Genomic DNA, 12429 nt, shown 5'->3' with positions numbered 1-12429 from the left:
TATCGATGGCCTGCTTGCTTCAGGCATTGAGGACCCAGCCACCATCGCGCCGTGCGGCTCCAGATTGCACGAGCGCCTCCAGCAGCGTGCCTACCCAGTCCTGGATGGGCTCCTGGTGGAAGTAGCCCGCATGCAGCATGCCGAAATAGGGCGTGGCGGCCAGCCAGCTGCGCAGCTCGGCCTCGCGCACGCGCTGCCAGTCCAGCAGCCGGTACTTGAGCAGCACCTTGGCCGCATAGAGTGCATGGCGCTCGGGTGCGCGCACGAAGCCGTCCAGGCGCCGGCGCGCCGTGTCCAGTGCCGTGGCGACGTCCGTGAACACGCCGCCGTGGCCCGGCACGACGATGCGTGGCGTCAGGCCCTCGATCACGTCCAGCGTGGCCGCCACCTCGTCGAAGGCGCCCAGGCCCTCGATCTCGGGGAACACCACGCCGAAGCCGTTCTCCCAGAGCGCGTCGGCCGAGATCAGCGTGCCGCTGGCGGGCTCGAACAGGATGATGGAGTGCGGATCGTGCCCGGGCGCGGCATGGATCTGCCAGTCGCGCCCCGACAGCCGCAGGCTGCTGCCGGGCCGGAGCACGCCGGTCAGCGTGAAGCGCGGGCATTCCTGGCCCGTGGGCGTGTAGCTCAGGGCATCCGGGTTCCAGTCCCGCACGAAGGCGGCCTGGCCCGGAGCGGTATAGGTGGCGGCCCGGGGCCAGCGCGCCTGCAATGCCGCATTGCCGCCGCAGTGGTCGCTGTGCAGGTGGGTGTTGAGGATGCGCGCCAGCGGCTGACCCGCCAGCGTCTGCTCGATCAGCAGCACGGTCTGCTGCGCATGGCTGACGTAGCCGGTGTCGACCACGGCCGCGCCGGCGTCGTGCGGGTCGTCGGGCGCGGCTGCGAAGACGATGTTGTTGGCCGACAGCCAGCCACGCTCCAGCACGGTCATGCCGAGGGGCAGCGCAGCGGGGGCGGTGCAAGCGGGAAGGTCGTTCATCGATGTAGATCCTCGGGCCAGCGTAGCAACGAAGGCCGGTCAGGGCTGACGCCCGGGCTACAGCCGGCCTGTGCCGGCCGCAATGCATCGCATCGCCGGGAGGCTGACGTCCCTCTCAGGGGGCGACGCGAAGCGACTCAGGGGAGCGTCAAGCCGGGTCGCGCAGGGCGCGCCTGAGGATCTTGCCCACGTTGGTCTTGGGCAACTCGTCGCGGAACTCTATCTGGCGCGGGCGCTTGTAGCCCGTGAGCTGGTCATGGCAGTAGCGCATCACCTGGTCCTCGGTCAGCGCGGGGTCGCTGCGCACCACATAGACCTTGATGGCCTCGCCCTGGCGCTCGTCGGCCACACCCACGGCGGCGCATTCGAGCACGCCGGGGCACAGGGAGATCACGTTCTCCAGCTCGTTCGGATAGACGTTGAAGCCGCTGACCACCATCATGTCCTTCTTGCGGTCGATGATGCGCGTGAAGCCCTCGGCGTCCATCACGCCAATGTCGCCCGTGCGCATGTAGCCGTCCGCCGTGAAGGCCTTGGCCGTTTCCTCGGGCTGGTTGTAGTAGCCGCGCATGACATTGGGGCCCTTGATGCACAGCTCGCCCGGTTCACCCTGGGGCAGGTCGCGGCCCTCATCGTCCTTGATGGCGATGGAGATGCCCGGCAGCGGCAGGCCGATGGTGCCGCTGAAGGCCGTGGCGGTGACGGGGTTGTTGGTGCCGATGGCACAGGTCTCGCTCATGCCCCAGCCCTCGATCATCACGCTGCCCGTGACCTGCTGCCACTGGCGCGCCGTGCCTTCGCTGGCGGCCATGCCGCCGGCCTGGGAGACGCGCAGCTGCGAGAAGTCCAGCGCGCGGAACTGCGGGTTGTTGAGCAGGGCGTTGAACAGCGTGTTGACCGCCGGCAGGATGTGGAAGGGCCGCTTTTGCAGCACCTTGACGAACTTGGGGATGTCGCGCGGGTTGGGAATCAGGCTCAGGCTCGCGCCCATGCGCATGGCGAACAGGCTCACGGTGAGCGCGAAGATGTGGTACAGCGGCAGCGCCGCGATGATGTGCGTGTCCTGGGCGTTGACGCGGCCGTGCAGGGCGGGCGTGAACCAGGCGTGGGCCTGCAAGGTGGCGGCCACGATGCAGCGGTGTGTTAGCACGGCGCCCTTGGACAGTCCCGTGGTGCCTCCCGTGTACTGTAGGAAGGCCACGGCGTCGAGCCCTGCCTGGCTGGGCCGCAACTGCAACCGGCTGCCGTGTGCCAGGGCCTGGGGAAAGGTGGTGACCTCGCGCACGGCCCCGCCCGCGCCTTCCAGCGGCAGGCTGTAGGCCGGCACCATCTTGGCCAGATGGCGCACGGCGAAAGTGATCCATTTCCCATACGCGCCGCCCAGCAGGTCACCCATGGCGGTGATGCAGACATGGCGTATGGCGCTGCGCCCGATCACGTCGGCCAGGGTGTGGGCGAAATTCTCCAGGATGATGATGGCCGTGGCGCCGGAGTCCCTGAGCTGGTGCTCCAGCTCGCGCGGGGTGTAGAGGGGATTGACGTTGACGCAGGTGAAGCCCGCGCGCAGCACGGCCGCCATGCTCACGGCGAACTGCGGCACATTGGGCAGCATGATGGCCACGCGCGCGTCGGGCTCCAGCCCCAGTCCCTGCAGCCAGGCGCCCAGGCGGGTGGACAGCTGGTCCAGCTCGCGGTAGCTCATCCAGCGGTCCATGCAGACCGAGAAGGGCTGGTCCGCATGCCGGGTGAATGCCTCCTCCAGCAGGTGCGTGAGCGAACGGTATTGCTCGGGATGCACCTCGGAGGGCACATCGGCGGGATAGTTCTTGAGCCAGGGCGCAGCGTCCATGCAGGGTACCTTGGGTAGCGAATAGGGCCGGAGAGGCGACGAAGCAGGCGCCGGCTGGCCGGTCGCCGCTGCGGCTGATTCTGTTCAGACCGGTGCTTTGCGGTCTACGCGGGGTTGTCCTAGGAACGCGGCTTTGTGCTACGTTGGCCGCCTTGCCGAGGAGGATGGGCCGACGTGAACGCGCGCATTTTGCAGATGGTGGTGCTGGGTACGCTGACGGGTGCATGGGCCTGGCTGGCCGCGTGGTGGCCGCGCTCGCCCGGATTGGCGCTGGCGGGGGCATTGCTGTGCCTGTGCTGGCCGGGCCTGCACCTGGCCTTGCAGATGGTGTTGATGCGCTGCGTGATACGCCGGGCCGGAGCACCCGTGCCGGCCTGGTCTACCGTGCTGCGGGCCTGGCTGGCCGAGTGGCGGCTGGCGGTGCAGGTGTTCGGCTGGCGTCTGCCGTTCAGGGCCCGGGCCGAGGTCGACGGCAGGCCCGGGCACAACGCGGCCGGGCAGGTCGGCATGGTGCTGGTCCACGGCTTTTTCTGCAACCGCGCCGTCTGGGCTCCCTGGCTGCGAAGGCTCAAGGCCCGGGGCATCGCCTGCTCGGCCATGACGCTGGAGCCCGCACACGGCGCCAGCATCGATGCCATGGTGGCCGATCTCGACGGCTGCGTGCGCCGCATGGTTGCGGCCACGGGGCAGGCGCCGCTGATCGTGGCGCACAGCATGGGCGGACTGGTGGTGCGTGCCTGGTTGCGCCAGCTGGCCCCTGCGGCACGCCGCGAGCTGGCGGCCCATGTGGTGACGCTGGCCACGCCGCACCAGGGCACCTGGATGGCGCGCTTCGCCCATGGCCTGCCGGCGCTGGAGATGCGCCAGGCCAGCGCCTGGCTGCGCGGGCTGGGCCCACCGCCGCCGGAGGTGGCCTTCAGCTGCTGGTGGAGTGCCTGTGACAACATCGTCTTTCCGCCACCTGTGGCCACGCTGCCCGGCCAGGATGCGCACCGCCTGGACGACGTGGCCCATGTGCAGCTGGTGTTCGACGAGCGAGTCTGGCGCTTTTGCCTGGCACTGCGCGAGCGGCTCCAGGCCGATGCCGTGGACGCTGGCGCCTACAGCGGCAGTGCCGCCTCGCCCGGCTCCAGCGCATCGGCGGCGATCGTGGGCTGATGGCGCAGCTTGCGGTACAGCGGCTCGAAGTCGGCGGCCGTGAGGTCGAACAGCTGCTGCAGCTCGTCGATCACGAAGTAGGTGTGCTGGTAGGTGTCGATCTTGTAGAGCGTGCGCATGGCGCGTTCCAGCGACAGCGGCAGGCGCCGGGGGTCGGGGCTGCGCACCGAGTGCTGGAGTTCCCCGCTGGAGCTGAGGATGCCCGCGCCATAGGCGCGCAGGCCCCCTTCCTCGCGGATCAGGCCGAACTCGATCGTGTACCAGTACAGGCGCGACAGCATCTCGCAGGCCCCCAGTTCGGCCGCCTTGAGGCCGCCCTGGCCATAGGCCTGGATGTAGTCGGCGATGACGGGGTTGAACAGCAGCGGCACATGGCCGAACAGGTCGTGGAAGACATCGGGCTCGACGATGTACTCGAACTCCTCAGGCTTGCGGATCCAGTCCGTGACGGGGAACTTGCGGTTGGCCAGCAGCGAGAAGAACGGAACTTCCGGGATCAGCCCGGGCACGCCGACGATCTCCCATCCCGTGGCGCGGCGCAGGCGCTCGTTGATCTCTTCGAAGCGCGGGATGCGGTCCTTGGCGCCCAGCGAGGGCAGGGCGTCGATGAAGTGCCGGCTGGCCAGCCCCGGCAGCAGGGCGCACTGGCGCTCGTACAGGCGTCTGTAGGTGTCGTGGTCGGCCTCGGTGTAGGCCGCGTAATCCTGGGCGCAGGTGTAGTCCTCGCTGGCGCGGCTGTAGTCGCCGCGCGGCGGACGGTCGGCCTGGCCGTAGACCACGGGGGCCACGCCTGCGGCGTGCGAGGTGGGGGCGGCGACAGCGGTGGTCATCATGGTGCTCTCCTTGGCGATGGCAGGTGCCGCCCCGGGCCGGGGGCAGGCAATGCACCTGCGCGGCTCAGAGCTGGCGGATACGGGCGGCCTGCACCAGCAGGCCGTATTTGCTGTGCTCGGAGCGCACGAAACGCGCGAACTCCTGCAGCTGAAGGTCTTCCTGCAGCACGCCCATGGCGGCCAGGGTGTCCTGCACGGGGCTGCTGCGCATGGCCTGCGAGAACGCCGAGGCATGGCGTTGCGCCAGCTCCGCGGGCCAGCCGGCGGGTGCGAACAGTCCGAACCAGTTGGCCAGGTTGAAGCCCGGCACCGTGTCGTTGAGGCTGGGAACCTCGGGCAGCAGCGGCACGCGCTCCAGCGTGGTCACGGCGATGGCCTGCAGCCGGCCTGCGCGGATGTGCGGCAGGGACGAGGCCAGGCTGTCGAACAGCAGGTCGGCCGAGCCGTCGAGCAGGGCCGAGAGCGCCGGCTGCGTGCCGCCGAAGGGCAGGTGCAGCAACGGCAGTCGCGTGAGCATCTGGTACATCTCGCCCGACAGGTGGCCGCTGCTGCCCGGACCGCCCGAGGCGTAGCGCAGCGGCTGCCGGTGCCGCGCCAGATAGCGCTGCAGGTCCAGCGGCGTGCGGATGCGCCACTGGCGCGCCAGGTCGCTGCGCATCACCAGCACGTTGGGCATGCGCGCCACCAGCAACAGCGGCTGGAAGTCGCGCAACGGGTCGTAGCCCAGCTGGGGCTGCAGCCAGGGCAGCACGGCGTGGGTGGCGGCGGCACCCATCAGCAGCACGCGGTCCTGGGCAGTCGCCTGGGCGACCAGGTTCGATCCCTTGGCTCCCCCATCCCCGGGCACGTAGAGAATGCTGATGGGCCCCAGCCTGGGACTGCTGGCCTCCACCAGGGGCCTGGCCGTGCGGTCCAGCGGGCCTCCGGCTGCGTAGGGCACGATCAATGTAAGGGCGTCCGGCTTCGCGTCGCGAGCCGGCGGCTGGGGCTGCGCTGCCGAGGGCAGCCACGGCAGCAAGGCCAGAGCCGAGAGCAGGCTGCGCCGCGCGCGACGGGCCGACAGCTGCGGGCCGGCTCCCTTGGGGCTGGCAGCCCGGGCATGGCGTGACATGGCGCGGTAGGCGTCGTGGCGGGGCGTCATGGCGTGAAGCGAAATGGAGGCGATCCCCGCAGTATAGGCAGCGCGGGGCCGCACACAGGGGCTGCCGGCGCACGGCCTGTCCTCGCTCGGCGGTTTGCGCGCCGGCTTGGGCTTCGGCCTGGTTCAGCGGGGCAGTCATGGGGTCTCCGGCCATTTCGGTGCAGGACGCTCGGACAGGCTCCCTGGTCGGTGCCGGCGTCCTCGCGATCGGTGCTGCCACTGTAGGCGGGAGGGGCTTCAGCTTTTTGCCGTTTGTCCGTGATGGGAAAATGCAGAATGCATGAAAATTGCGAGATTCTCTTGTTTGTCGCAATTTATCTTGTTAATTCGGGTTAACCCTGAAGAAAATTTGCACTTGAATACGGACTCCATCGCCATGAGCGCCACGCACACCATCGACAAGCTGGACAGGGCCATTTTGCGCCGCCTGCAGGCCAACGGCCGCGAAACCTATGACGTCATCGGGGAGCAGGTCGGCCTGTCTCCCAGTGCCGTGCTGCGCCGGGTCAAGCGCCTGGAGGACGGGGGCGTGATCGATCGCTACGTGGCCCTGGTCCAGCCCGAAACCGTGGGCCTGGGGCTGACGGCCTACCTCAATGTGCGCCTGGAAAAGTATGCAGAAACCAGCAAGCGCAATCCCATGGACGTATTCCGCGCCAGCGTGCAGACTTGGCCCGAAGTCGTGGAGTGCGTTGCGCTCACCGGCGAGATGGACTACCTGCTGCGCGTGGTCGTGGCCGACATGCAGCACTACACGCGCTTCGTCATGGACACCCTGCTCAAGCACCCCAGCGTGCAGGACTGCAAGACCAGCTTCGTGATGGACCGTGTGAAAGTCACCACGGCCGTCCCCCTGTAGGTCGCGCGGCTCGGACGGGGTTGGCAGGAGAGGCATGCAACTGGTTTGCATGCCAAGACCTTACGGTTTTGTTGCATTGCAATATCCCGATTGCCGGACCTCGGGTTTTTACCTATATTTGAGCCATGAATGCATCCAAAGACTGGTTGAAGGCGTCCTGGCAGGCTGGCCGGGACATGTTGCGTGCGAGCGCAGGCCAGCCGCACCGCCCCGATGGTCGCTCCGCGTCCATGGTGCCCATCCGTTCGCTGGGCCCCGCCCACCGCGAGCGTGTGGTGGCGCATTTGCTCAAGCTCGACGAAGGTGACCGCTACCTGCGCTTCGGCTATGCCGCCAGCGACGAACAGGTGCGCCGCTACGCCATGCAGCTCGATTTCGAGCGCGATGACATCTTCGGCATCTACAACCGCCGTCTCGAGCTGATCGCCATGGCGCACCTTGCCTTTGCCCCGCATCCCGAGCACAAGAGCTGCGCCGAGTTCGGCGTTTCCGTGCTCAAGCAGGCGCGCGGCCGCGGCTATGGCGGGCGCCTGTTCAACCGGGCCGTGATCCATGCGCGCACCAAGGGCGTGTCCATGATGTTCATCCATGCGTTGTCGGAGAACACGGCCATGCTGAAGATCGCACGCAAGGCCGGTGCCACCATCAAGCGCGATGGCTCCGAGTCGGAGGCCTATCTCCAGTTGCCGCCGGCCGGCATCGACACGCACATGGCGTCGCTGATGACCGAGCACATCGGCGAGGTGGACTACCAGCTCAAGAAGCAGGCCAAGCAGTTCTGGGATTTCCTGGCCGATGTGCAGGAGATCCGCCGAGGCGTCCAGGACGGGCGCCACCAGGCTGGAGAGTGAGCCGCAGAACGTCGCAAAGGGGATTGGCGCCGCGCCTGAGAGGCTGACGGCGCAATCCGCTATCCTTGCGGCTTGTCCCACTACCGCACGTCCTGCACTCCAAGACAGTGTCCGACCCCCATCCTGCGCGCTCTTCCGAGAAGGAAGGCAAGCGAAGCTTCCTGCAAAAGGTGGCCGAGTTCATCCACCCGGCTCCCGAATCCCCTGACGAGCTGATCGAGACCCTGGCCGACGCCGAGGACAAGCAAGTCATCGGCCCCGAGTCCCGCGTCATGCTCGAACGCGTGATCCGCATGGCCGACATGACGGCGGGCGACGTCATGGTCGCGGCTCCCCGCATGGATCTGGTCAACATCGATGCCCCCTTCGATGAGCTGCTGCACCAGGTGATCACCACCGCGCATTCGCGCTTCCCGGTCTACCAGGGCGAGCGCGAGAACATCATCGGCATCCTGCTGGCCAAGGATCTGCTCAAGCTGCAGCGTTCGCCGGGCCTGAACATTCGCGCCCTGCTGCGCCCCGCAGCCTTCGTGCCGGAAAGCAAGGGCCTGAACGACCTGTTGCGCGAATTCCGGGGCAATCGCAACCATCTGGCCGTGGTCATCGACGAGTTCGGCCGCGTGGCGGGGCTGGTGACCATCGAGGATGTGCTCGAGGAAATCGTGGGTGAGATCGAGGACGAGTTCGACATCACCGAGGACGAGGGCGATATCTTCGCGCTGGCCGACAACAGCTACCGCGTGGCCGGTGACACCAGCATCGAGCATGTGAACGAGGCGTTCGAGGTGGCGCTGCATGCGCGCGATCCCGAGGACGAGTTCGACACCATCGGCGGGCTGATCGCCCACGAGATGGGCCATGTGCCCAAGCGCGGCGAACAGGTCCATCTGTCGGGCCTGGAGTTCACCGTGCTGCACACCAAGGGCGGTGCCGTGCGCTGGTTCAAGGTGGTGCGCGATCCGGCAGCCGACAGCCTGCTGCGCAGTTGAGGCCTGTCTGCCCTGATCCTGTCCTGATCCTTTTTTCCGGCCGATGTCCCTGTCCCGCTCTTTCGCCGTCCCGCAAGATGGTCAACGCATGGGGCGCACCGTGGGGAGCATGCTGCTCCTGCTGGCGGGCGCGGCCCAGGCCCTGTCCCTGGCCTGGCCCTGGGCGCGCGGCCTGGGCGAAGGGCCACTGAGTCTGGTCGGCGGCTATGGCCGTCCGCTGTGGTGGCTGCAAATCCTTTCGCTGGCCGTGCTGGCGCGCGCGTTGCAGACATCGCAGCGCCCGGCCCAGGCGGCAGCGCGGGCCATGGCGTTCGCCACGGCCTGGCTGGTGGCCACCTTCTGGTGGCTGTTCATTTCCATGCATGTCTATGGCGGCCTGCCCGCGCCGCTGGCGGTGGCCGCCGTGCTGGCGCTCGCCGCCTTCCTGGGCAGCTATTACGCCGTGGCCGCCTGGGGCTGGCACCGGCTGCGCCCTGCTGGCGCGGCGGGCGCCGCCCTGGCGTTCTCCGCCGTCTGGACGTTGGCCGAGATGGCGCGCGGCTGGCTGTGGACCGGCTTTCCCTGGGGCGCGGGCGGCTATGCCCATGTCGAGGGGCCTTTGTCCGTGCTGCCGCGCTGGATCGGTGTCTATGGCACGGGCGCCGTGGCGGCCTGGCTGGCCTTCTGGCTGGCACGCTGGGGCAGCTCCAGGCAGGGGCGCCCGCAGACGTCCAGGCAGGTAGTGGCCGTGGCAGCACTGGCCGTTGCCTGGGCCGGTCTGTGGTGGCTGCGCGATGCCGCCGTCAACGACCCTGCGGCCGAGCGGCCCGCGCTGAGCGTGGCCTTGCTTCAGGGCAACATCCCGCAGGACGAGAAATTCGAGGCCGGCAGCGGCATTCCGCTGGCGCTGGGCTGGTACGGGCGCGAACTGCGCGCGGCCACCGCCCAACTGGTCGTGGCGCCCGAGACGGCGGTGCCGCTGCTGCCCCAGCAGCTTCCCGAGGACTACCTGGACCTGTTGCGCGAACCCTATCGGAAGCCCGGCGGGCGCCAGGCGGCGCTGCTCGGCATTCCGCTGGGCTCGGAGGAGGCCGGCTACACCAACTCGGTCGTGGGCTGGCAGCCCGGCCAGTCCCAGGACTACCAGTACGACAAGCACCATCTGGTGCCTTTCGGGGAATTCATCCCGCCCATGTTCCGCTGGTTCACGCAGATGATGAACATACCGCTGGGCGACTTCAACCGCGGTGCGCTGGGCCAGCCTTCCATGGCCTGGGCGGGTGAGCGGCTGTCGCCCAACATCTGTTACGAGGATCTGTTCGGCGAGGAACTGGGCGCGCATTTCGGCCATGCCGGCACGGCGCCGACGGTGCTGGTGAACTTCAGCAACATCGGCTGGTTCGGCGACAGCGTAGCCATAGACCAGCATCTGGCGATCAGCCGCATGCGTGCCCTGGAGTTCGAGCGGCCCATGCTGCGCGCCACCAATACAGGGGCCACGGTGGCCATAGACCATCGGGGCCGCGTCACCCACGCCCTGGCGCCCTATCAGCGCGCGGTGCTGGAGGCCACGGTGCAGGGCCGCGACGGCTTGACACCTTATGCCCGCTGGGTGCACGCCGCCGGACTGGTGCCGCTGTGCCTGCTGGCCGTCGCCGTGGTGGGGCTCGGGTGGATCAGGCGTCGCGGGGCGCCGGACTAGGGGCCGGGCCAAGGCCGCAGACCTGAACCGGCGTGGCTTTTGTGGCAGAGTTTTGATGCGGCCTCGGGGTTTTGTTGCACGCCGGCAACGTTCACCCCCGATAATGCGCGGCTGCATGGTCCGCCGCGGGCCGCACCCATTCAGAGATAGAGGTGGCATCGATGCCGCCGTGGAGCACGTTAGACAATGGCCGATTCTTTTTCGTATGAGCAACTGATCGCTTCCGGCGAAGGCAAGCTGTTTTCCGCTGACAGCGGACGCCTGCCGCTGCCACCCATGCTGATGTTCGACCGCATCACGCATATCGACAGCGACGGCGGCGCCCACGGCCTGGGCAAGATCGTGGCCGAACTCGACATCAAGCCCGATCTCTGGTTCTTCGACTGCCATTTCCGTGGCGACCCCGTCATGCCCGGCTGCCTGGGCCTGGACGCCATGTGGCAGCTGATCGGCTTTTACCTGACCTGGCTGCGCCTGCCCGGCCGTGGCCGCGCCCTGGGCGCCGGCGAGGTCAAGTTCACGGGCGAAGTGGGTCCTGACGTCAAGCTGGTGACCTACGAAATCGACATCAAGCGCGTGATCAAGCGCAAGCTCAACATGGCCATCGGCGACGCGCGCCTGCTGGCCGACGGCAAGGAAATCTACGTGGCCAATGACCTGCGCGTGGGCCTGTTCCTGCGCGAGGGTGAAGGCCAGGGAACGGCAGCATGACCAAACGTCGCGTAGTCATCACCGGCGCGGGCATCGTCTCGTGCATCGGCAACGACCTGGGTACCGTGGAGGCCTCGCTGCGCGAGGGCCGCACCGGCATCAAGGCCATGCCGAAGTTCACCGAACTGGGCATGCGCAGCCAGGTGGCCGGTGTGCCGGAGATCGACGTCGAGGCACGGATCGATCGCAAGCAGCTGCGCTTCATGGGCGATGCGGCAGCCTATGCGCAGATCGCGCTGGAAGACGCCATCGCCCAGGCGGGGCTGACGCCCCAGCAGGTCAGCCATCCGCGCACCGGCCTGATCATGGGCTCGGGTGGCGGCTCGCCGGCCAACCAGATCGAGGCGGCCGACACGCTGCGCGAAAAAGGCATACGCCGCGTGGGCCCCTACCAGGTCACGCGCTGCATGAGCTCCACGGTTTCCGCCTGCCTGGCCACCAATTTCAAGGTCAAGGGCATCAACTACTCCATCACCTCGGCCTGTTCCACTTCCGCGCACTGCATCGGCGCGGCGGCCCAGCAGATCGCATGGGGCATGCAGGACGTGATGTTCGCGGGGGGCGGCGAGGAACTGTCCTGGGGCATGGCCCTGCTGTTCGATGGCATGGGCGCCATGTCCAGCAAGTACAACGACCAGCCCGAGAAGGCCTCGCGCGCCTATGACGCCCACCGCGACGGCTTCGTGATCGCCGGCGGCGGCGGTGCCGTGGTGCTGGAAAGCCTGGAGCATGCCCAGGCCCGTGGCGCCAACATCCTGGCCGAGGTCGTGGGCTTCGGCGCCACCAGCGATGGCGAGGACATGGTCGCGCCTTCGGGCGACGGCGCCATCGCCTGCATGCAGCAGGCCCTGGAAGGCATCGAGGGCGGCGTGGACTACATCAATACCCACGGCACCTCCACCCCCGTGGGCGACATGCAGGAAGTGCGCGCCATGCGCACGCTGTTCGGCGACCGGGTGCCGCCGTTTTCCTCCACCAAGTCGCTGACCGGCCACTCGCTGGGCGCCACCGGTGTGCAGGAGGCCATCTATTGCATGATCATGCTGAACCAGGGCTTCATCGCAGGCTCGGTCAACGTGGACACTCCCGATCCGGCCCTGGGTGACATGCCCCTGGTCACGCGCACGCGGGACGCCGAGCTGAACACCGTGCTGTCCAACAGCTTCGGCTTCGGTGGCACCAATGCCTCGCTGGTGCTGCGCCGCTGGCAGGGTCGGTGACGGCAGGCCTGGGTGTGTAAAAGGCGTGTCCTGAAGGAAAAAGCCCGCCTGGCGCGGGCTTTTTTACTGCCGAGCACCGACAATCGACCGGGTCGAAGAAGGGCCGGGCACCTGCTGCTGCCGGCCTTCCACATCGAGAACAATGAAAATTTGCAAGG

Annotated in this window: 11 protein-coding genes; 7 read left to right on the top strand and 4 right to left on the bottom strand. The window is 68.0% G+C overall.

Annotated features, from left to right (window positions below):
* Positions 1–19 precede the first annotated feature (19 nt).
* Together L1Z78_RS24545 and L1Z78_RS24540 are read right to left on the bottom strand one after the other, a co-directional pair.
* Complete coding sequence (locus L1Z78_RS24545; RefSeq protein WP_234638942.1) at positions 20–979, bottom strand: MBL fold metallo-hydrolase; 960 nt, start codon at positions 977–979, stop codon at positions 20–22.
* Between the two features lie 148 nt (positions 980–1127).
* Positions 1128–2828 carry an AMP-binding protein gene (locus tag L1Z78_RS24540; protein WP_234638941.1) on the bottom strand — a complete coding sequence of 567 codons (1701 nt, stop codon included), beginning with the start codon at positions 2826–2828 and terminating at the stop codon, positions 1128–1130.
* Positions 2829–3002: 174 nt separating this feature from the next.
* On the opposite strand from L1Z78_RS24540, the gene L1Z78_RS24535 reads away from it, so the two are divergent.
* Positions 3003–3986: an esterase/lipase family protein gene (locus L1Z78_RS24535; RefSeq protein ID WP_234638940.1), complete on the top strand. Its 984-nt coding sequence runs from the start codon at positions 3003–3005 to the stop codon at positions 3984–3986.
* Here L1Z78_RS24535 and phhA read toward each other — a convergent pair.
* Positions 3929–4819, bottom strand: a complete 891-nt coding sequence (gene phhA / locus L1Z78_RS24530; RefSeq protein ID WP_234638939.1) for a phenylalanine 4-monooxygenase — start codon at positions 4817–4819, stop codon at positions 3929–3931. The two genes, L1Z78_RS24535 and phhA, sit on opposite strands and share 58 nt — an antisense overlap.
* A 64-nt stretch (positions 4820–4883) precedes the next feature.
* Entirely contained in the window at positions 4884–5960 is a 1077-nt protein-coding gene (locus tag L1Z78_RS24525) for a Bug family tripartite tricarboxylate transporter substrate binding protein (RefSeq protein WP_234638938.1), read from the bottom strand.
* Between the two features lie 376 nt (positions 5961–6336).
* On the opposite strand from L1Z78_RS24525, the gene L1Z78_RS24520 reads away from it, so the two are divergent.
* The 6 genes from L1Z78_RS24520 to fabB all read left to right on the top strand — a co-directional run bounded on the left by L1Z78_RS24520 (position 6337) and on the right by fabB (position 12271).
* A complete protein-coding gene (locus L1Z78_RS24520; RefSeq protein ID WP_234642257.1) occupies positions 6337–6819 on the top strand; it encodes an Lrp/AsnC family transcriptional regulator in 483 nt (160 codons plus the stop codon).
* A 125-nt stretch (positions 6820–6944) separates the two neighbouring features.
* Positions 6945–7670 carry a GNAT family N-acetyltransferase gene (locus L1Z78_RS24515; protein ID WP_234638937.1) on the top strand — a complete coding sequence of 242 codons (726 nt, stop codon included), beginning with the start codon at positions 6945–6947 and terminating at the stop codon, positions 7668–7670.
* 107 nt (positions 7671–7777) lie between these two features.
* Positions 7778–8659 carry an HlyC/CorC family transporter gene (locus L1Z78_RS24510; protein ID WP_234638936.1) on the top strand — a complete coding sequence of 294 codons (882 nt, stop codon included), beginning with the start codon at positions 7778–7780 and terminating at the stop codon, positions 8657–8659.
* Positions 8660–8702: 43 nt separating this feature from the next.
* Complete coding sequence (gene lnt, locus L1Z78_RS24505; RefSeq protein WP_234638935.1) at positions 8703–10340, top strand: apolipoprotein N-acyltransferase; 1638 nt, start codon at positions 8703–8705, stop codon at positions 10338–10340.
* 186 nt (positions 10341–10526) lie between these two features.
* Complete coding sequence (gene fabA / locus L1Z78_RS24500; protein ID WP_234638934.1) at positions 10527–11051, top strand: bifunctional 3-hydroxydecanoyl-ACP dehydratase/trans-2-decenoyl-ACP isomerase; 525 nt, start codon at positions 10527–10529, stop codon at positions 11049–11051.
* Positions 11048–12271, top strand: a complete 1224-nt coding sequence (gene fabB, locus L1Z78_RS24495) for a beta-ketoacyl-ACP synthase I (RefSeq protein ID WP_234638933.1) — start codon at positions 11048–11050, stop codon at positions 12269–12271. The genes fabA and fabB overlap by 4 nt, the downstream gene beginning before the upstream one ends.
* Positions 12272–12429: the final 158 nt, after the last annotated feature.

It is taken from the genome of Delftia tsuruhatensis (assembly GCF_903815225.1).
Classification (GTDB): Bacteria; Pseudomonadota; Gammaproteobacteria; order Burkholderiales; family Burkholderiaceae_C; genus Comamonas; species Comamonas tsuruhatensis_A.
This window is presented reverse-complemented; position numbering and strand designations above follow the sequence as displayed.

Coding starts and splice junctions, on each gene's coding strand:
- L1Z78_RS24545 (WP_234638942.1), bottom strand. CDS start 979: ATGAACGACCTTCCCGCTTGCACCGCCCCCGCTGCGCTGCCCCTCGGC.
- L1Z78_RS24540 (WP_234638941.1), bottom strand. CDS start 2,828: ATGGACGCTGCGCCCTGGCTCAAGAACTATCCCGCCGATGTGCCCTCC.
- phhA (WP_234638939.1), bottom strand. CDS start 4,819: ATGATGACCACCGCTGTCGCCGCCCCCACCTCGCACGCCGCAGGCGTG.
- L1Z78_RS24525 (WP_234638938.1), bottom strand. CDS start 5,960: ATGACGCCCCGCCACGACGCCTACCGCGCCATGTCACGCCATGCCCGG.
- L1Z78_RS24520 (WP_234642257.1), top strand. CDS start 6,337: ATGAGCGCCACGCACACCATCGACAAGCTGGACAGGGCCATTTTGCGC.
- L1Z78_RS24515 (WP_234638937.1), top strand. CDS start 6,945: ATGAATGCATCCAAAGACTGGTTGAAGGCGTCCTGGCAGGCTGGCCGG.
- lnt (WP_234638935.1), top strand. CDS start 8,703: ATGTCCCTGTCCCGCTCTTTCGCCGTCCCGCAAGATGGTCAACGCATG.
- fabA (WP_234638934.1), top strand. CDS start 10,527: ATGGCCGATTCTTTTTCGTATGAGCAACTGATCGCTTCCGGCGAAGGC.
- fabB (WP_234638933.1), top strand. CDS start 11,048: ATGACCAAACGTCGCGTAGTCATCACCGGCGCGGGCATCGTCTCGTGC.